The organism is Allosphingosinicella sp. (assembly GCF_046295735.1).
In the GTDB taxonomy this organism is placed as follows: Bacteria; Pseudomonadota; Alphaproteobacteria; order Sphingomonadales; family Sphingomonadaceae; genus Allosphingosinicella.
Genome location: NZ_JBKBMQ010000003.1, coordinates 65,160 through 84,577, shown reverse-complemented (window position 1 = coordinate 84,577; position 19,418 = coordinate 65,160). Strand labels below are relative to the sequence as shown.

15 protein-coding genes and 1 tRNA gene are annotated in these 19,418 nt (G+C 69.3%); 9 read left to right on the top strand and 7 right to left on the bottom strand.

Translation table 11 applies throughout. From position 1 onward, the window contains the following. Positions 1 to 112: 112 nt before the first annotated feature. The gene (locus ACK4K7_RS04220) at positions 113 to 1,222 is read left to right on the top strand and encodes a sensor histidine kinase (RefSeq protein WP_431863975.1); all 1,110 of its coding nucleotides are present in this window, start codon (positions 113 to 115) and stop codon (positions 1,220 to 1,222) included. After that, complete coding sequence (locus tag ACK4K7_RS04215) at positions 1,219 to 1,947, top strand: LytR/AlgR family response regulator transcription factor (protein ID WP_431863974.1); 729 nt, start codon at positions 1,219 to 1,221, stop codon at positions 1,945 to 1,947. Before ACK4K7_RS04220 ends, ACK4K7_RS04215 begins: the two co-directional genes overlap by 4 nt. 214 nt (positions 1,948 to 2,161) lie before the next feature. Here ACK4K7_RS04215 and ACK4K7_RS04210 read toward each other — a convergent pair whose 3' ends face one another. Both ACK4K7_RS04210 and ACK4K7_RS04205 read right to left on the bottom strand, forming a co-directional pair. Continuing rightward, entirely contained in the window at positions 2,162 to 4,336 is a 2,175-nt protein-coding gene (locus tag ACK4K7_RS04210; RefSeq protein WP_431863973.1) for a M10 family metallopeptidase C-terminal domain-containing protein, read from the bottom strand. A gap of 404 nt (positions 4,337 to 4,740) precedes the next feature. Continuing rightward, positions 4,741 to 4,816: transfer RNA gene (locus ACK4K7_RS04205), tRNA-Thr, on the bottom strand. A 138-nt stretch (positions 4,817 to 4,954) separates the two neighbouring features. Between ACK4K7_RS04205 and ACK4K7_RS04200 the strand changes: the two genes are divergently transcribed. Continuing rightward, positions 4,955 to 6,307 carry a PAS domain-containing protein gene (locus ACK4K7_RS04200; RefSeq protein ID WP_431863972.1) on the top strand — a complete coding sequence of 451 codons (1,353 nt, stop codon included), beginning with the start codon at positions 4,955 to 4,957 and terminating at the stop codon, positions 6,305 to 6,307. Positions 6,308 to 6,426: 119 nt separating this feature from the next. Next, entirely contained in the window at positions 6,427 to 11,091 is a 4,665-nt protein-coding gene (locus ACK4K7_RS04195; RefSeq protein ID WP_431863971.1) for an NAD-glutamate dehydrogenase, read from the top strand. A gap of 9 nt (positions 11,092 to 11,100) precedes the next feature. Here ACK4K7_RS04195 and ACK4K7_RS04190 read toward each other — a convergent pair whose 3' ends face one another. The 5 genes from ACK4K7_RS04190 to ACK4K7_RS04170 all read right to left on the bottom strand — a co-directional run bounded on the left by ACK4K7_RS04190 (position 11,101) and on the right by ACK4K7_RS04170 (position 14,412). Beyond that, on the bottom strand, positions 11,101 to 12,027 hold the full coding sequence (locus ACK4K7_RS04190; protein WP_431863970.1) for a transposase: 927 nt from the start codon (positions 12,025 to 12,027) through the stop codon (positions 11,101 to 11,103). Next, on the bottom strand, positions 12,015 to 13,010 hold the full coding sequence (locus ACK4K7_RS04185; protein ID WP_431863969.1) for a HEAT repeat domain-containing protein: 996 nt from the start codon (positions 13,008 to 13,010) through the stop codon (positions 12,015 to 12,017). The genes ACK4K7_RS04190 and ACK4K7_RS04185 overlap by 13 nt, the downstream gene beginning before the upstream one ends. Before the next feature lie 72 nt (positions 13,011 to 13,082). Next, entirely contained in the window at positions 13,083 to 13,220 is a 138-nt protein-coding gene (locus ACK4K7_RS04180) for a hypothetical protein (RefSeq protein ID WP_431863968.1), read from the bottom strand. A 68-nt stretch (positions 13,221 to 13,288) separates the two neighbouring features. Further along, positions 13,289 to 13,915: a hypothetical protein gene (locus tag ACK4K7_RS04175; protein WP_431863967.1), complete on the bottom strand. Its 627-nt coding sequence runs from the start codon at positions 13,913 to 13,915 to the stop codon at positions 13,289 to 13,291. Beyond that, on the bottom strand, positions 13,912 to 14,412 hold the full coding sequence (locus tag ACK4K7_RS04170) for an RNA polymerase sigma factor (RefSeq protein WP_431863966.1): 501 nt from the start codon (positions 14,410 to 14,412) through the stop codon (positions 13,912 to 13,914). Before ACK4K7_RS04170 ends, ACK4K7_RS04175 begins: the two co-directional genes overlap by 4 nt. A 225-nt stretch (positions 14,413 to 14,637) precedes the next feature. Between ACK4K7_RS04170 and ACK4K7_RS04165 the strand changes: the two genes are divergently transcribed. The 5 genes from ACK4K7_RS04165 to ACK4K7_RS04145 all read left to right on the top strand — a co-directional run bounded on the left by ACK4K7_RS04165 (position 14,638) and on the right by ACK4K7_RS04145 (position 19,414). Beyond that, positions 14,638 to 15,132, top strand: coding sequence for a Csu type fimbrial protein (locus tag ACK4K7_RS04165; RefSeq protein WP_431863965.1), 495 nt, complete (start codon positions 14,638 to 14,640; stop codon positions 15,130 to 15,132). Positions 15,133 to 15,382: 250 nt separating this feature from the next. Next, positions 15,383 to 15,907 (top strand): Csu type fimbrial protein, encoded by a 525-nt coding sequence (locus ACK4K7_RS04160; RefSeq protein ID WP_431863964.1) that lies wholly within the window; start codon positions 15,383 to 15,385, stop codon positions 15,905 to 15,907. A 19-nt stretch (positions 15,908 to 15,926) separates the two neighbouring features. Further along, positions 15,927 to 16,658: a fimbrial biogenesis chaperone gene (locus ACK4K7_RS04155; protein WP_431863963.1), complete on the top strand. Its 732-nt coding sequence runs from the start codon at positions 15,927 to 15,929 to the stop codon at positions 16,656 to 16,658. Next, complete coding sequence (locus ACK4K7_RS04150; protein ID WP_431863962.1) at positions 16,618 to 18,966, top strand: fimbria/pilus outer membrane usher protein; 2,349 nt, start codon at positions 16,618 to 16,620, stop codon at positions 18,964 to 18,966. Before ACK4K7_RS04155 ends, ACK4K7_RS04150 begins: the two co-directional genes overlap by 41 nt. Continuing rightward, positions 18,953 to 19,414, top strand: a complete 462-nt coding sequence (locus ACK4K7_RS04145; RefSeq protein ID WP_431863961.1) for a Csu type fimbrial protein — start codon at positions 18,953 to 18,955, stop codon at positions 19,412 to 19,414. Before ACK4K7_RS04150 ends, ACK4K7_RS04145 begins: the two co-directional genes overlap by 14 nt. Positions 19,415 to 19,418: the final 4 nt, after the last annotated feature.

The window sequence follows — 19,418 nt, the reverse complement described above, 5'->3', positions numbered from 1 at the left end:
GCTGCGAAGATGATGCTTTTCGCACCAAATACCGTATTTTTACGACGAAAATGCCGTTGGAAGCGGAAAAAGGGGCTGTTAGAGTGACTTAAGACTCGGGGGGAGAGGCAGATTGCCGAAGTTCGCGTTGCGTCGTCTGGTTGGTCAGTCCGCTTTCCGTCCCACCTTGGTGCTCTGGTGCTTCGGCTACCTGCTGGTCGACATCGCCGCGACGCTGCAGGGGCGCAGCCCGCCGCTGCTGATGCTGGTCGCGAACCTGCCGCTGCTCGCCGTCGGCGTCGGTCTCTCGCTGCTCCTCGCCGCGCTTCTCAGCCGGCTGGAGGGCCACGCGGCGGTGCTGCGCTGGGGCCTGCTCGCGATCGCCGTCGTCGCCGCCGGGGCGCTCCAGACGTTGGGGGATTTCGCCTGGCTGCGGCTGCTGGCGCTGACGCTGTTTCCCGGATGGCAGGAATGGGCGCTCAGCGACTCCGTCAGCCGCATCTTCACCATCTATCTCCTCTACACCTGGACCTTCGCGCTGGCATTGGCGCTGATCTGGTCGATGCGGATCAACGATCTCGCCCGGCTGAACGAAGCGCGCGCGGCGGCGTTCGAGGCGGCCGCGTCGCGGGCCGAAGCCGCGGCGCTGAGGCTGCAGCTCAATCCCCATTTCCTGTTCAACACGCTGAACGGGATCGCCAGCCTGGTGGTGCGCAAGAAGAGCGCGCAGGCCGAGGAGATGATCGGGCGGCTGGCCGATTTCCTGCGCGCCTCTCTCGCGGCCGATCCGTTCGCCCTCGTCCCGCTGGATCAGGAGCTGAGGACGATCCGCTCCTACCTTCATGTCGAGGAAGCGCGGTTCGGCGACCGGCTGTCGGTGCGCTGGCGGGTGGACGAGGAGGCGCGGGAGATGCAGGTGCCGAACTTCATTCTGCAGCCGCTGGTGGAAAATGCGATCAAGCATGCCGTCGCGCCGGCGCGGTCGAAGGTGGCGATCGACGTGGAGGCTCGGCAGGACGGGGACCGGCTGGTGCTGGTGGTCGCGAATGAAGGCGGCGCCGCTGCGGAAAAACGGAGACGCGACGGAGGAGAAGGGGTCGGCCTCAAGAATTGCCGCGAACGGCTGCAGCGGCTTTACGGCCCGCGAGCCCTCGTCGACTCCGGCCCGACAGAGACAGGCTATCGCTGCGAGATCCGGCTTCCGCTTGAGCCCGCCGCCGCCGAGCTGGCGGCCGCGCAATGAGGGTACTCATCTCCGAGGACGAACCGCTCGCGCGTGCGCTGCTCCGCGAGCTGCTGGAGGAGGCGGGCGACGTCCAGGTCGTCGGCGAGACGGTCGGCGGCGAAGAGACGGTCGCGATGACGGAGCGGCTGCGGCCGGACGCTGTCTTCCTCGACATCGACATGCCCGGCGGCGGTGGCCTCGGCGCGGCCTGCCGCCTGCGCAGCCGGCTTCCGGTCGAAATCGTGTTCGTCACCGCCCATGACCGGCATGCGGCCGATGCCTACGACATCGGCGCCATCGATTATGTGCTGAAGCCGGTGCGCCGTCCGCGGCTCGCCACCGCCGTCGAACGGGTACGCGCCCGCCTCCGCGAAAGGGCCGCCGCCGAACGGCTGGCCGCCGAAGAGGAGGAACAGGGCGGCGTCTTCTGGGTGCGCACCCGCCAGGGCAAGGTCCGTGTCCGCACCTGCGACATCGACTGGATCGAGGCGGCGCGCGACCATGTCTATTTCCACTGCGGCGAAAAGACCTATCTCCATCGCATCACCATGGGGCAGTTGGAGGCACTGGTGGCCGGCACCGGCCTGGTGCGGGTCCAGCGCTCGGCCTTCGTCCGCCTGTCGCGGGTGGAGGCACTGGTGAAACGCGGCAAGTCGCTGTTCGTCGAACTGGACAACTCCACGCTGGTCGCCGTCGGGCCGCGCTATCAGGAAAGAATAGCCGCGCTGCTGTCCAGCCGCTGATCCGTAGGGCAGCCGCCGTCCCCCGCCACCTCGAGGATCAGCTTCCTTGCGCGAAGATGCCCTCGGGGCGGATGGAATTGGCGCCGGCTTCGGCATCACCCGCTCGCATGCGCCGCACCTCGGGAGTGGTTCATGCCAGCTTGTCGCCGCGGCCGTCGGCGCGGCCGCTGTTGACGCCATGATCGTCCATGTTGTTGTCCCCCATCCGGCAAGGTCACCCCAGGAAGTCGGCGGCGGTGAGGATGTGCCCTCCGGTGGTGGTGACGGCGATGACGAGGTCGGCCGCGGCGTTGCCGTTGACGTCGCCTTCCACGATCCAGCGCCCGTCCTGTTGCCAGGCGCGCAGCTCGCCTGCCTTGCCGCTGAACGCGGCGGCGCCGATGAAGGTGAAGCTCTGGTTGCCTGGTGCGCCGGTATCGGCGTCGATCGCGCCGAGGTCGATCTTGTCGCCGGCGTTGAAGTCCAGGATCTGGTCCATGCTTTGCCCGGTCGAGTCAGCCGTGCTCAGATAGACGAACCTGTCGTTGCCCGCCCCGCCGCGCAGCAGGTCCGCGCCGAGGCCGCCGGTGATGACGTCGTCGCCCGCCCCGCCCCAGAGCTCGTCGTTGCCGGCACTGCCCACGATCGTGTCGTTGCCGCTGCCGCTGAAGATGCGGAAGCCGCCGTCGGTCTCGGCCGATCCATCGAAGGTCAGCGTCTCGTCGGAGCGAAGCGTGTTGGCGCTGATCGTCAGCATCTGCCCGGCGAGCACGTTGCCGTCGTGCATGGTGAGGTCGTAGCTGTAGCCCGCGCCGCCGCCGCCGAACCGGACGTCGCCGCCGGTCAGCAGCACGATCATCTCGACGTTCCTGATCTGGTCGGCGCCGAACGCGATCGCATGGGCTCCGGAATAATTGCCCTGGAGGCCGAGCTGGTCGAACGAACCGCCCTGGCCGTCCACCTTGTCGTTCGCGCCGAAGCGGGCATGGCCGAAATAGAAGCCGTCGTCCTGATGCCCGCCGGTCAGATCGTCGGCGCCGAGCCCGGCATAGAAAAGGAAGTGGCCGTCCGTCTCGGCCGAGCCGTCGAACGTGACGTTCTCCCCTGCCAGAAGGGTGTTGAAGCTGACGGTCAGCCGCTCGCCCGCGGCGACGTTCCCGTCATGCGTTTTGAGCTTGTAGCTGTAGAGGCTGCCGCCCGTATCGCCGAAGCGGGTATCGGAGCCCGACAGCAGCACCAGCATCTCGACGTTCACCATCGTCGATGCGACGAAGGTCACGCCGCTGGAATAGTCGCCCTGCAGCCCCACCTGATCGGAACCCGGGCCGCCGTCCACCTGGTCATCGGCCGTCAGCGCGGCACCGAAGTAGAAGCCGTCCGTGCCTGAACCGCCATAAACCTCGTCGCTCCCGCCTTCCTGAAGCATGAAGAGGTCATTGGCAAAAGCTCCAAACAAGATATCGTCGCCCGGCGTGGCGGTAATCGTCCCGAACGGGTTGCTGACCAATGCGAGCGCGTTTGTCGCAGCGACACTATAATACCTGTCCATAGGGTCTACGAGCAGCCGACTTCCATAAGTTCCGCTATTTCCCCACCAACTCCCTACGGTAACCCCAACCGGGATATGCGCCTTGACCGCCCAATCGTCGGTGCTCACCTTCAGAATATAGTTTTGCACGTTCTGCAGGATGTACAGCCACTTACCGTCGTTACTGAACGCGAGATCGGCAACGGCACCGTGATTCCATGAAGTCAGCGTCACGATCCTACGAAGATCGTTACCGTATACGTGAATTCCTTCATTGTAGATATAGTGAGCAGCGAGAGATCCTGAAAAGGCCTGGATGCCGCTGTTGAACCCTGCCGCCTGATTTGTGTAGACAATACCTTCACCCGTCCGATAGATGTTGATATCGCCGGACGAGATGTTCGGCTCTCCGATCAGTACGGTCTCGCCTGTCGGTGATCGCGTGAAGAACGAGCTTTGCCTCACGCTTGCTCCGGCGCTGTAGACGCCGGTCGCGAAGTCCAGGACTTTAAGAGTGACCCAGCCCGAGCCCGGGAAATCCTGACTGAACAACGCCGTGCCATCACTCAATACGGCAACATCGAAGAAGAGGCCTTCCAAAGCAGATGTACCATAGAGGTAGCTCTTAGCAGTGCCGGTGGCAGTATCCACCTTGTAAGTGGTGGTAAGATTTCGCTCCACGACCACCAGAAAGGTGCCATCGGGCGAGATATCCATGCCGCCGAGCTTCTGGCCAACCTTCCAAGCGTCTATCAACCCGCCTGTCAGGACGCTGTAGACCCGCACGAACCCGTCAGCGTCAGCGGAGTAAAGCTTGTTGCCATCCGGACTCAGACGCGTCTCCGACGGACGCGCGCTCGCGAGCACCAACGTAGTGGACATCTAGATACCCCCCTGGAGAACAGCCGCCTCTCATCTGAAGCGGGTCAAGACAACGGAAACGCGGGGCTATCATACGGAGCTAGGTACTTCCAGTCACATAGCAGACCTCGCTCTTGCCGGTGCTGGTAAGTGCCAGAGGTGGCAAGCCCGACCCGTGACCTCCGGTCGATGGTAGAGCGCTGTGGCAGCATCGCCCATGGCTTGTCTGCTTCTCTACGCCACAGTTTAGGATCGGCGGGCGAATGAAGCCGGAGGACCTGCCTGAGACGTTAGTGATTGTGTGATGCCGGCCTCGGGTCGGCCGCCCCGCCATCCGCTTGCGCCGTCCGGAGCGGCCGCGCGCGCCGATCCGACCGCTGATGAGCGCGCGCGAACTTGGGATTTCCGGCGGATCTTGGAAAAGGTGGTGCCGCTTGGGGGACTCGAACCCACGACCCCATCATTACGAATGATGTGCTCTACCAGCTGAGCTAAAGCGGCATTTCCGTGCGGAAGCCGGCGCCTTAACAGCGGGCCGGGTCCGTGACAAGCGCCGGCGCGCCGCGGCGAGGCTTAACCCTATTTCAACCATGCCGGGTGCAGGGTGCGCATCCATCGCCGGGGCTGCAGGGACGCAACATGGACACTTACCGCGGATTTGAAGACGACCCCGGGCTCGCCGCCGCGGCCGAGGACGAGGCCGCGCTGGAGGCGCCCCCGGAGATCGGCACCGACGAACGGCGCATGCATGTGCGCGCCTACAATTACTGGGTGTCGCTGCTCGACGGCCGCGCCTATCCCTCAATCCGCGACCTCGATCCGGCGAGCCTGTCCGATTTCGGCCCGAACAGCGTCCTTCTCGACTTTTCCGAAGGCATCGACGATCCGGCGATCACCTTCGTCGGCCCGGCGCTGCAATATGAATGCGGGCTCGACGGCGACATCGGCCGGATCAGCCAGGTGCCCGGCCGCTCGCTCCTCTCCCGCCTCACCGACCATTATCTCCAGATCATCGCCAACCGCGCGCCGATCGGCTTCGAAGCCGAGTTCGTGAATGGCCGCGGGCGCAACACCATGTATCGCGGCATCCTGATGCCCTTCACCGCCGAAGGCGACGAGATCGACTTCATCTACGGCGTCATCAACTGGAAGGAGCTGGCCGACAGCGACACCGCCGCCGTGCTGGCCGCGCAGGTCGACCGCGCCATCGCCGCCGCGCCGAAGCTGGGCGACTGCCGCGGCTGGGCGGACGGCCCCAATGCCGACCTGTCGGAGATCGAGGCGCCCGGCGTCCCCGCCCCGGCCGAGGCCGCGCGCGACACCGAGACGCTGAGCCTCTGGCCGGACGAGGGGTCGGCGGACGCGGAGGCCGACGCGCCCCGCGCGCTTCCCGACGACGCCGCTCTGGCCGACCGCCTGTGCCTCGCCCGCGAGACCGCCGAGGCGGCGCGCGCGGCCGATCATCGCAGCCGCGCCGCGCTCTACCGCGCGCTCGGTTTCGCCTGGGACTTCGCCCGCGCGGCGGAGGCCCTGCCGGAAGACTATGCCGAGATCCTCGAGGATGCCGGGCTGAAGGCGCAGGCCCGCGCCCCGATGACCCCGGTGGTGAAGCTCGTCTTCGGCGCCGATTACGACAAGACCCGCCTCACCGAATTCGCCGCCGCTCTGTCCTGGGCGAAGCGGCAGGACGTGCCGCTCGGCGCGCTCGCCGCGCGGATCGAGGCGCATGACGGCGGCCTCAAGGGCGTCGTCCAGGCCGAGCGCGCCGCCCGGCGCCCGGCGCCCCGTCCCGGCCGCGCCGAGGAGATACGCGACCGGCTACGCGCCAAGCCGGCCTTCGCCAGCGTCGAGATCGAGGCCGGAAGCGAGGCCGGAGGCGACGAGGAGTTCGTCCTGCTGGTCGCCCGCCGCGAAGGCGCGCACCGCCTCGCCATCGTCGCCGCGGTCGCCGATCCCAAGGTCACCGAACAGGCGCTGCGCAAGAGCGCCTGACATTCACCTTGTTCCCGGCGCGGACCGGCGGCTCCGGGCCTTGCCCCTCCATCGGGGGCGGGTCTATAGGCGCCGCAAATCCGACACAGACGCGCCGACGGGCGCCGGGAGCCGACAATATGGACGCGCAGAGCATGGTAGCGGAGGGTCCCGCTGACCAGCAGCTTTTGGATTCGCTCAGCCGGGCGCTGATGACAGGGGCGTTGCCCGGCGAAGTCGCCGATTTCGGGGCCGAGGAGTGCGCCGAGGCGGCCGCCTTCATCGCCGCCTGCGCGGCGCGGCGCCCGAACGGCATCGCCTTGGTGCGGCTGGAATCGCTCGGCGGCCAGCTCGGCAACCGGCGGATGCGCATCTGCATCGCCAATGACGACATGCCGTTCCTGGTCGATTCGGTCGCCAACACGATCGCGGCGCGCGGCCTCATCATCCACCGCCTCCTCCACCCGGTCGTCTGCGTCACCCGCGATTCGGACGGCACGTTGAGCGCAGTCGAGCCGCTGTGCGACGACCGCAGCCGCCGCGAATCGATCATGTATATCGAGGTCGACCGCGCCGACGCCAAGGAACGGCGCGATCTGGTGGCGGAGCTGCACCGCGTGCTGGCCGACGTCCGCGCGGCGGTGGGCGACTGGGAAGAGATGCAGGCGACGATGCGTGCCGACGCGGAGCGCGTGTCCGATGCCGAAGGCCGCAGGCTGCTGGAATGGTGGGCGAACGGGGCGATGACCCTGCTCGGCCACCAATATCAGTGCGGCGGCGAGGCGCCGACCGAGCCGATGGGCCTGCTGAAGCTGCCCGGCGATCCGCTGTGGCGGATCGACGCCTGCGCCGCCGCGGTGCGCTGGTTCGAAGAGGGCGGCGCCGAGCCCCTGGTGATCAAGGCCGACCGCCTGTCCACCGTCCACCGCCGGGTGCCGTTCGATCTCGTCATCGTGCCCCATCGCGAGGCGGGGAAGATCGTCCGCCTGTCGGTCCATGCGGGCCTGTGGACCAGCGCCGCGCTCAACACGCCGCCGCAGGACGTGCCGCTCGTGTCCGAGCGGCTGCGCCGGCTGGAAGAGGAATATGGCTTCGATCCGCGCGGCCACAGCGGCAAGGCGCTGCGCCATGCCGTCGGCTCGCTGCCGCGCGACCTGCTGGTCAGCCTGCCGCCCGACAGCGTGCGCGCGCTGGCGCTCACCGCCATGTCGCTGGCCGATCGGCCGCGCCCGACGATGATGCTGCTGCCGAGCGCGCTGCGCCGGCACCTGTTCGCCTTCGTCTGGCTGCCGCGCGACGAGCTCACCACCCGCCGCCGCGTGACCATCGCGAAGATGCTCGAGCTGGCGGCCCATGCCCGCACCTCCAGCTGGTCGGTCGAGCTCGGCGACGGCGGCCTCGCGCTCATCCGCTACACGCTCGACATGCAGGAAGGATCGGAGATCCCGGACGCCGCCGCGCTCGACGAGCAGCTGGTGGCGATGGTCCGCGGCTGGGAGCCGAGCGTCGAAGAGGCGCTGGGCGAGATCGTCGGCACCGCCCGCGCGACCCGCCTCGCTTTGTCCTATGTCGACGACTTCCCCGAAGGCTACCGGATCCGCACCGGCCCGCAGGAAGCGGCGCACGACGTGCTGCGCATCTGCGAGCTGGGCGACGATTCGGCGCGCGACGCGCGGCTGTTCCGCAAGGAAGGCCTGTCGGGCAGCGAGCTCCACCTCAAGACATATCGCCTGGGCGCCGTCATCCCGCTGTCCGAGGCGGTGCCGGTGTTCGAGAATTTCGGCTTCCGCGTGCTGGAGGAGCAGCCGACCCCGCTCGACGGCGGCGCGCTCGGCTTCATCCACGATTTCGGGCTTGAGCTGCCCGGCGCGACCGACCCGGACGAGATCATGGAGCGCGCCGACACGATCGAGCGCGCCATCGCCGCGGTGCTGGAGAACCGGGCGGAGAACGATCCGTTCAACCAGCTGCTGGTCGCCGCCGCGCTGAAGCCGCGCGACGTGGTGCTGTTCCGCGCCTGGTTCCGCTATCTGCGCCAGACCGGCCTGTCCTACTCGCTGGTGACGGTGGTCGAGGCGCTGCGGCGCGCGCCCGACGTCGCCCACGGCCTCATCGAGCTGTTCGACGCGCTTCACGACCCGGCGGCCGAAGGCGGCCGCGCCGAAGCGGTGGCGAAGGCCGAGCGGCGCATCGCGGACGGCCTGTCGGGCGTCGCGGCGATCGACGAGGACCGCATTCTGCGCCTCATCCGCGGCGTGATCCTGGCGACGCTGCGCACCAACGCCTTCGCGCCCGCGGGCACCGAGGCGCTGGCCTTCAAGCTCGATTCCAGCCTGGTCCCGGGTCTGCCGGCGCCGGTGCCGTGGCGCGAGATCTGGGTCTATTCGCCGCGCGTCGAAGGCATTCACCTGCGCGGCGGCCCGATCGCCCGCGGCGGTCTGCGCTGGTCCGACCGGCGCGACGATTTCCGCACCGAGATCCTGGGCCTGATGAAGGCGCAGCTCGTCAAGAATGCGGTGATCGTCCCGACCGGCGCCAAGGGTGGCTTCTATCCCAAGCAGCTGCCGCCGTCCGGCGATCGCGACGCCTGGATCGCCGAAGGGACGGATAGCTACCGCATCTTCATCCGCGCGCTTCTGTCCGTCACCGACAATATCGTGGAGGGCGAGGTCGTCCATCCGGCGCAGGTGACGATCCGCGACGACCAGGACCCCTATTTCGTCGTCGCCGCCGACAAGGGCACCGCCACTTTCTCCGACGTCGCCAACGAGATCGCTGTGTCGCGCGACTTCTGGCTGGGCGACGCCTTCGCGAGCGGCGGCCGCAACGGCTACGACCACAAGGCGATGGGGATCACCGCCCGCGGCGCCTGGGTCTGCGTCCAGCGCCACTTCCGCGAGATGGGCGTCGACGTCCAGACCGACCCGATCCGCGTCGCCGGCGTCGGCGACATGTCGGGCGACGTGTTCGGCAACGGCATGCTGCTGTCCAAGGCGATCAAGCTGGTCGCCGCCTTCGACCACCGCCACATCTTCATCGATCCCGATCCCGATCCGGCGACGAGCTGGAAAGAGCGCGACCGGCTGTTCAACCTGCCCCGCTCCAGCTGGGAGGATTATGACGCGGCGCTGATCTCGAAGGGCGGCGGCGTCTTCCCGCGCAGCCAGAAGTCGATCCCCGTCAGCCCCGAGATGCGGGACCTGCTCGGCATCTCCGCCGAGGAGATCGATCCCACCGCGCTCATGACCGCGATCCTCAAATCGTCGGTCGACCTTTTGTGGTTCGGCGGCATCGGCACCTACATCAAGGCCCGCGCCGAGACGCATGGCGACGTCGGCGATCCGGGCAACGACCCGATCCGCGTCAACGCCGGCGATCTTCGCGCCAAGGCGATCGGCGAGGGCGCGAACCTCGCCATCACCCAGGCCGGCCGCATCGAATTCGCGCAGGCCGGCGGGCGCATCAACACCGACTTCATCGACAATTCGGCGGGCGTCGATTGTTCGGACAACGAGGTCAACATCAAGATCCCGCTCAACCGCGAAATGGCCGAGGGCCGGCTGTCGATGGAGGACCGCAACGCCCTCCTCGCCGACATGACGGACGAGGTCGCCGCGCTCGTGCTGGAGGACAACCGGCTGCAGTCGCTGGCGCTGTCGATCGCGGAGCGGGGCGGCGCCCAGTCGCTGCCGCAGCTCGTCCGGGTGATCGAGGTGCTGGAGGAATCCGGCCGCCTCAACCGCGCCGTCGAGGGGCTGGAGGGCAATGAGGAACTGCTCCGCCGCGCCCAGGAGAATCGCGGCCTCACCCGGCCGGAGCTGGCCGTCCTGCTGTCGACCGCCAAGATGCGGCTCCAGTCCGCGATCGAGGCGAGCAAGCTGACCGAGGATGCGACGCTCACGCCGGAGCTGTGCAACGCCTTCCCGCCGCAGATGCAGGAGCGCCATGGCGACGCGATCCTCGAGCATCGCCTGCGCTGCGAGATCATCGCGACCAAGGTCGCCAACCGCTTCGTCAACCGGCTGGGCATCATCGCGCCCTTCTCGCTGACCGAGGAGGAAGGCGCGTCCTTCGGCCAGGCGGCGGTGGCCTTCGTGGCGGCCGAGCGATTGTTCGACATGGCGGCGCTCTGGCGCGATCTCGACACGCTCGACGCGCCCGAGGAGGTGCGGCTGGAGCTGTTCGACCAGGCGAGCCAGGGGCTGCAGCTCCACGTCGCCGACCTGCTGCGCTGCACCTCGCCGGACCTGCTTCCGGGCGAGATCGTCGCCAAGCTGAAGCCGGGTCTCGAAAAGCTGCGCGGCTCGCTCGGCCGGCTGCTGCGCGACGAGCCGCGCGCCCAGGCGTCGGCGCAGCGCGGCCGGCTTATCGAGATGGGCGCGCCGGCCGAGATCGTCGACCGGATCGTGCAGCTGTTCGAACTGAACGGCGGCATCGGCATCGCGATGCTGGGCCAAAAGCTCGGCACCGACGAGATCGCCCTCACCCAGGCCTATACCAAGCTGGGCGAGGCGCTGGGGCTCGATTGGGCGCAGGCCGCGGCCAACCGCTTCCAGGCGCGCGACCAGTGGGAGCGGCTGCTGACGGCGGGCCTCGCCCGCGACTTCGAGCAGCTCCGGCTCGACTTCCTGGACCGGCGCCGCAGCGACGATCCCAAGGCGGCCGTGAACGCCTGGGTGGCGACGCAGGGGCAGCGGATCGACCAGTTCCGCCGCACCGTGGACCGGGCGCGCAACGCGTCCACCACCAGCGCGGCCATGCTGGCCCAGATCGCCACGCAGGCGCGGGTGCTGCTGGCGCGCTGAGCCCGCCGCTCAGGCGGGGCGTTCGAGCCAGGCGCGGTGCGCCTCGAGCCGCCGCAGCTCGATCGCGCTCAGCGCGGCGACCTGGCCGCTCGGATCGGCGGTGCCGCGCGCGAGGCGGGCGAGGCGCGCGTCGACGTCCGGCTCGGCGAGCGCGAGCTCCTTCAGCGCGCTGAACCGGATGCGGTCCGACGGGTGGCGCGCGGCGATGCTTTCGGCGACGTCGCGCGCATCGGCATCGCCGCTGTTGGCGGCGAGCGCGAGCAAGGCCTCGGTCGAACTCTTGGTGAGCACGCCGGCGATCTCGCAGGATGTGACGTCGAAGCGATACTGATCGAGCAGCGGCTGGCGGACGCTGGCTTCCATGATGTTGATCGACACCGACATCTCGTCGGCGGGCAGCTGGTTGTGGACGTCGCGGTGGGCGCGGTAGAGCATCACCTTGCCCTGTTCGAGCCGGGACCGTTCGACGAAGCGCAGGTCCACCTTCTCGCCCGGATAGCCGGTCACGCCTTCATAGTCATATTCGTAATATTCGCTCCAATAGCCCGGCCCCAGATAGCCGACGGTCAGGAACGAGAAATTATGGTCGTGCGGCACGTGGTAGAAGAAGGGCGAGACGCCGCTGGTGCGCACCACGCTGTCGCGCTCCGACGGCCAAAAATTGGCGCGGATGAAATAGCGCTCCGACGCGCGGTGGAGCATGATCACCTGCGAGGAATAGCGGTTCTCGCGGCTCTGCCGGGTGCAGCGGTCCTTGAGCTCGGCGGCGGCGATGTCGGCGAGGAAGCGGCGGTTGGCGGCGAGCCCCTTGAGGAGCGGCCCCATCGCCGCGAAGGACTCCTCGTCGCGCGGGTCCCAATCGGCGTCGTTGAGCGCGGCGACGACGTCGCCCAGCTCCAGCGGCGCGGCCGCTTCGCAATCGATCACGCGCGGCATGTCGCGGCGCCTCCAAGCGTGGGGTGGGCGACGACCAGCCGGTCGAGCACCGCGCGGGCGGCGCGGCGGGCGTCCGGGTGGGGGTCGGCTTGTGCCATCCGGGCAAGGCGCGGATAGGCGGCGCCGGCGTCGATGCCGAGCAGCTCGCGCATCGCGTGCCAGCGCACGAAGAAGCTCGGATCCTCGAGGAAGGGTGCGATCGCCGCGAAGGCCTCGGGATGATCGAGCTTGCGCAGCAAGGTCATCATCATCTGGACGCGCGAGGCGCGGTCGTCGGAGGCGCTGCAGCCGACGAAGGCGCCGGTGCGCGCGTCATATTCGACGCTGAGCGGCGCATGGCCGGGCTGGACGTTGGCCTGGACCAGCAGGATGTTCGCCCCGGCATGTTCGATGACATAGCTCTGGCGGCGGCCGTCGACGACGATCGTCTCGCCGTCCCCGATGCGGCGCGCGCCGGTGCGGACGCAGCGACCCGCTTCGGCGGCGTTGAAATCCTCGTCGATTTCCGGGGCTTCCCAGAAGGACAGAGTGGCGCCGCCGGCGCGCACGAATTTCAGGATGGTGACGTAGCCGGTGAAGGCGACCGACACGCCTTGTCGCGTGACGTTCTTGCGGGCGGCGAGCTGGGCCGCGCCGGTGGTGCCGGCGGCGATCGAGACGAGTTCGTGCTCGAACACCAGCAGGCCGCTCTGGATGTCGCTGTTGAGGAAGCGGAACGGCGGTTCGAACCAGGGATTGTCCCGCATCCGCTCCGCAAGGGAGCCGACCAGCGCGCCGATCCAGCCGTCGTCGGCGAACAGGTTGCAGACCGCCTCGGCCACCCTTTCCGCGCTCCGGTCGGACAGCGCCGTCAGCGCGTCCGCGAAGCGGCGGTGGACCGGCCCTTCATGCCAGGCGCGGGCGAATTCGTCCGCCGCCTGCTTGGCCGCCGCCTGGCGGGCGGTGTCGTCCAGCCATTCGCGCAGTTCGGCTCCGACGATCATGGCCTGCCTTTCACCGCGAAGCGGCCGGCCGGGCGAAGCGCCCGCGCCGGCCGCCGCGCCCGATCCTGACGATCAGGAGTAGATGATCACGCCGCAGATGATGCCGATGCACACGGCGCCGCCGACTTCCTGCTGCTTGCTGGATCCGGACACACCAACCTTGGTTTCCAGTTCCGGCAGCTCGTCGACTTCGAGGCGAAGCTTTTCCATTTTCCATCCCCAATGGCTTTGCCGACTGTTCGGCACGGGGAGGTTCGCAGACAAAGGTTGAGGTTTTCCTAAACGCTATTGTCGGTTCCGCCATTCTGTTCGCGCGCATAAGCGGCGCGCAGTTCGCGCAGCCGGTCGAGTTCGCGGCGGGACCTGCGCAGCGACACGAACATCTGGACGACGGTCGCCGCGACGAGCATCACCGCGCCGATCACCACCGGCCCGCGCAGCCCCTCGTCGCGCCACAGATTCTGGAAGAATTCGCCGCCGCTGCTCTGATCCAGCGCCGAGGCGAAGACCGCGCCGATCAAAGTCGCCGGGCCGATCGCGACGAGGCCGAGCCGCATCCGCTTCAGGCGCGCGTCCAGCCGGGCGATCGACTGGTCGAGCATGGTGCCGGTGTCGCTGGCGAGGCTCTGCAACTCCACCTCGCGCAGGCGGCGCTGGCGGACATGGCTGAGCAGCAGGATGAGGAGGGCCGCGCCGCCCGCCATGACGGTCTGGCGCTCCGGATTGACCGCCACCGCGCCGATCACCACCGCGGCGATCAGGAGGGCGAGCGCCATATCCAGCATGGCCGCGAGCCGCCCGCGTTTGCGCGCCTTGGCGGCCGATCGCTCCAGCCTCCGGATTTCCTCCGGGTCCGGATCGGCGCGCCACAGGCCGCCGAGCCTGTCGAGATCGAAATCGTTCATGCCCCCCGCTCCAGCATCGATTTCAGCGCCGCCTTCGCCCGGCTGAGCCGCAGCGCGAGCGCGTTCTGCGCAATTCCGAGCATGTCCGCGATCTCCGCATAGCTGAATCCTTCCAGAAGCAGGATCACGACTTCCCGCTGCGGCAGCGGCAGCCGCCGCGTCGCGTCCATCAGCAGCCGCCGCTCGGCCGCCTCGTTGGCATGGTCCTCCGGGCTCGGCAGAGATGTCGGCAATTCGGGCGAAAGCTCGGCCGAGGCCGGCTGCCGCGCCTGACGCGCCACATGCGAGATGGAACGGTTCTGCGCGATCCGCGCCACGAAGGTCTTGAGCGAGGAATCGCCGCGAAAGCCGGGCAGCGACTGCCAGATGGCGAGGAAGATCTGCTGGACCAGATCCTCCCGCAAAGCGGGATCGGCTTCGTAGGAACGGGCGATGCGCGAGATGAGGCCGCCATAGTCGGCGACCACGCGTTCGAAGCTGGGCGGGGCGTCGCTCACCGCGCCGCCCGCGCGGCGGCGCGCGTCCCGGAACGGAACGGACGGCGGCCAAAGCGATCCAATTGGCAGTTCAACGCCGTCCCCCATCAGCGTAGCGTCGCGCGCAAGGAGTGTCGCGCGCCGAAGCGGCGCTGGCAATCCCCCGTGATGTCCGCAGGTGGAGCTCACATGGTTTGGCAACCGCGCGCAAGGCAGGATCGGACGCAGTTTGGAGTGTGTGTTCCAATGCGTGACGTGCTTCGCCGCCTTAGTCTCCGCGCTTTCGCGCCCGCTTTGCTCGGCCTGATGCCGGGCCTGGCCGCCGCCGAGAGCGTCACCTCCACCCTTTCCGTCAGCGCGGTCGTCGAACCGACCTGCTCCGTGGCGTTGAACCCGGTCGCCTTCGGGAGCATCGATCCGGCGACCGGCGCGAAGGCGAACGGGAACCTCACCGTCACCTGCACCCCGGGCACCGGCTGGTCGGCGAGCGCCGACGGCGGCAGCGGCGGCACCGCCGGCGCGCGGCGGATGACGAGCGGCGCGGGCACGCTCGATTATGCGCTCTACACCTCGGCGGACCGGAGCCAGGCCTGGGGCGACGGCAGCGGCGCCACCGGGCTGTTCACCGGCACCGGCACGGGCGCGCCCCAGCCCTTCCCCATCCATGGCGAAATCCCCGCCAGCCAGGCCGCGGCGGCCGGCAACTATTCCGATGTGATCGCGGTCACGGTCACTTACTGACTATTTTTTCGCCGGTTAACGAGCCTCCGCGCGTCCGCTCGACGCCCGATCCTTCGCCCAATACACTGAAATAGATCGCTTTCCCGGCAACCAAGCGCCGCGACAGCGCGCCCGCGCGCCCGCGCGTCCTCAAGAGTTTCTTAACCTTAATACCGCATTAGCCGCAGGTCGGACCGGAGATTCCCCTCCCGTCCGGCAGCCGGCGCGCGGAAACGGGGCCGGCTTCCGTAACTGAGAAGGACCGGAAGACATGACTGACACCAACCTGAAGGGGGTCGGACGCGGAGGCGCCATGGTGCTCGCTGCGACGGTCGCCAGCCTGGGCCTCACCGCCCCGGCTGTCGCCCAGAGCGCGAATTCCAGCCTTCCCGTCAGCGCGACCGTCACTGCCAATTGCACCATCACCACGAGTGCGGTGTCGTTCGGCAGCGTCAACACGCTGAGCGGCTCCAACGTCGACGGCACCGGCGGCATCACCGTCACCTGCACCAACGGCACCAGCTGGTCCGCCAGCGCCGGCGCCGGTTCGGGAACGGGGGCGACGCTGGCCAGCCGCCGCATGACGTCGGGCTCCAACCTCCTGAACTACAATCTGTTCACCGACGCCGCCCGCACCTCGATCTGGGGCAACGGCACGTCGAGCACGGTGGCGCTGACCGGAACCGGCAGCGGCACGGCGCAGAACCTGACCATCTACGGCCGGGTCGCGTCCGGCCAGACCTCGGCGCCGGCCGGCAGCTATGCCGACACAGTGTCCGTGACGGTCAGCTACTGACGGGGCGGAGGACTTCGCGATGCACATCGGCACCCTCAAGAAAAGACTGATCCGCGGAGCCTCCGCCTTGTTTCTCGCCGCGGCGGCCGTCTCGGCGCCCGCCGCGGCGGGAACGCTGCAGGTCGATCCCATTCGGCTCGACATCAGCCAGCAGCGCCGCACCGCCAGCGTAGTGGTGCGCAACATGGAACAGGTGCCGGTCACGATCCGCGCCTATCCGCTCGCCTGGGCCCAGGAGAGCGGCGAGGACGTCTACACCGACACGGCCGCGGTGATCGTTTCGCCGCCGGTCTTCACCATCCCGGGCGGCGGCAGCCAGACGGTGCGCGTCGCCCTGCGCGGCGCCCCGGCGGGACCCGCGGCCTACCGGCTGATGATCGAGGAGGTGCCCGAAGCCAATCCCGGCGTCGGCATCCAGGTCGCCCTGCGCCTCAACCTTCCGCTCTATTCCTCGCTTCCGCCCGGCGGCATGGCCGACATCGTCTGGAGCGCCCGGCGCGCGGCGGACGGCGCCTGGCAGGTGGAAGCGGCCAATCGCGGCTCCGGCTGGGTCCGCATCGAAGCCGATCAGGCGGCGGCCGCGACCGGCATCCGCTATCCCGACGGCACCGCCTTCGGCACCGTCCTGCCCGGCGCCAGCCGGGTCTGGACGATCGGGCCCCGGCCCGACATCGCCGACGCCGGCCGCTTCCGGTCGCTCGCGCGCGAGAATGAGGATGCAACGGCGCAAGCTGCCCGCCGCGCGGACTAGGCTGTGCCTCGTCCCGCTGCTGGCGCTGGTCCATGCCGCCGCCTTCGCGGATGCGGGCGCGGCCGGCGCGCCGGCGCTGGAGGAGGCGCTGCTCGACGTCAGCGTGAACGGCGTGCCTTCGGGGGAGCCGCTGCTGCTCGCGCGCGGGCCGGACGGCCGCCTCTATGCCACGGCGGCGGCGTTCGGCCGCTGGCGCCTGCGCCTGCCCGCCGCCGCGCCCGTTCTCCATGGGGGCGAGGCCTGGTATCCGCTCGACGCGGTGCCGGGCCTGCGCGCCGTTCTGAATTCCGCCGCCCAGTCGCTGGCGGTCGAAGCCGCGCCCGCCGCGTTCGAGCGGCAGACGGCGGCGATCGGCCAGGCCCCGCGCGGCGAAATGACGCCGCCGGGCACCGGCGCCTTCCTCAATTACGACCTGTTCCTCGAACATGCGCGCGGCGACACCAACGTCCATGGCGCGGCGGAGATCGGCCTGTTCACGCCGCGCGGGGTCGGCACGACGAGCTTCGTCGGCGGCGCGGGCTCCGGTCCCGACCGGCTCGTGCGGCTGGAGACGAGCTGGGTCATCGACCGGCCGGACAGGATGGTGTCGCTGCGGATCGGCGACGGCGTCTCCTCCGTCGGACCAGGCGGCGCGCCGGTCCGCTTCGCCGGCATCCAATATGCCCGCAACTTCGCCGTCCAGCCCGGCTTCGTCACCATGCCGCTGCCGGCGCTGGAGGGCAGCGCGGCCATGCCGTCGGTGGTCGACGTCTACGTCAACTCGGCCCTCCAATCTCGCCAGCCGCTGGGGCCGGGGCCGTTCGAAGTCACCAACGTGCCGGTCCAGTCGGGCGGCGGCGTGGTGCAGCTGGTGGTCCGCGACCTGCTGGGGCGCGAGGTGGTCACCGAGCAGAGCTATTATGCCTCCGCGCAGATGCTGCGGCGCGGCCTTCACGATTTCTCGTTCGAGGCGGGGGTGGAGCGCCGCCGCTTCGGCGTCGCCAGCAACGATTATGGCGGCTGGATGGCGTCCACCACCCATCGCTACGGCCTGTCCGACCGCGTCACCGGCGAAGCCCATCTCCAGGCCAATGCGAAGGTGCAGATGGGCAGCGTCGCGGTGACGGCCAGCCTGTTCGACCTGGCCCTCGTCGGCGGCTCCGCCTCGGTCAGCCGATCGGAGCGGGGCACCGGCTATCGCGTCGCGGCCTCCGCGGAGCGCCGCACCATGGGCCTCTCCTTCGGCATCAGGTCCGAATATGCCAGCGCCGGCTACACCTTCATCGGCATGGGCGACGGCCAGGTGCCGCCGCGCCTTGCCACCCATGCCTTCGCCGACATGCCGTTCCGCGGCGGCGCGATCGGCGTCAGCTTCGTCCACCGCGACCATCGCGACCGGCCGGACGAGCAGATCGCCGGCATCCAGGGCTCGTTCCGCGTCTCCCGCTCCGCCTCGGTCCATCTCTACGCGCGGCGCGCGGTGGCGGGCGAGGCGTGGACGATGATCGGCGGCCATCTGGCGCTGGCGCTCGGCGGCCGGCGCAGCGCGGCGGCGAGCGTCGAGCACCGCCGCGGCGCGACCGCGGCGCACCTTTCCTACCAGAAGGACCCGCCGTTCGGCACCGGCGGCGGCTACCGTGTCGCCGCATCGGCCGGGCCAGTGGAGACGTTGGACGCGGTCTACACCCACAATCTGCGCGTCGCGACGCTCGGCGCCCATGTCAGCCATTCGGGCGGGCGCACCGGCGTGCGCCTGTCCGCGGCCGGCGGAGTCGGCGCGGTCGGCGGCGCGCTGTTCGCCTCCCGCGCGATCGGCGCCAGCTTCGCGGCGGTGAAGGTCGGGGATCATGAGGGCGTGCGGGTTTATGCCGACAACCAGCTCGTCGGCGTCACCGGCCGCGACGGCACCGCCATCATTCCCGCCTTGCGGCCGTTCGAGGCGAACATGATCCGCATCGACGAAGGCGACCTGCCGATGGACGTGCAGCTGGCGCGCGGCGAGGTCGCCGTCCGCCCGTTCGCGCGCACCGGCGCCTTCATCCGCTTCGACGCGCGACGCGAACGCGGCGTGCTGATGCAGGTGCTGCTGGAGGACGGCAGCCGCCTCCCCGCCGGCGCGCGGGTGACGATCGACGGCGGCGCTGAAAGCTGGATCGCCGTCTCGGGCGGCGAAGTCTATCTGCCCGCCTGGGAAGGCGCGGCGCGGATGACGGCGCGCTGGGGCGGCCAGGCCTGCCGCTTCACCGCGACCGTTCCGCCCGGCGACGACCCGCAACCGCGGCTGGACGGCATCCTGTGCCGCAAGGAGACCAACTATGCGGCGCGCTAGGCTCGGTCTTCTGCTCGCGCTGGCGCCGCTGGCCGCCCTTGCCCCGAGCCCGGCCGCGGCCTGCACGGTCAGCGCGAGCGGCGTCGCCTTCGGCGACTACAGCTTCTCCGATCCGGGCCCGACCGACGGCGTCGGCACGATCAACCTCGGCTGCCATCCCAGCGCCTCGCCCGTCATCTCGATCGACGCCGGCGGCTCCGGCAGCTTCGCCCCGCGCCGCATGCAGAACGGCGTGCATCGGCTGAACTACAATCTCTTCACCAACGTCGCGCGCACCATCGTCTGGGGCAACGGCTCCGGCGGCTCCTCCACCTTCCGGCCGCCCTCCGGAACGGTAACCGGCGGCGTGCGCCATTTCACGGTTCCGGTCTACGGCCGCATCCCGGCCGGCCAGAATGCCGCGGCGGGGACCTACAGCGACACGCTGATCATCACCGTCACCTTTTGAGCGC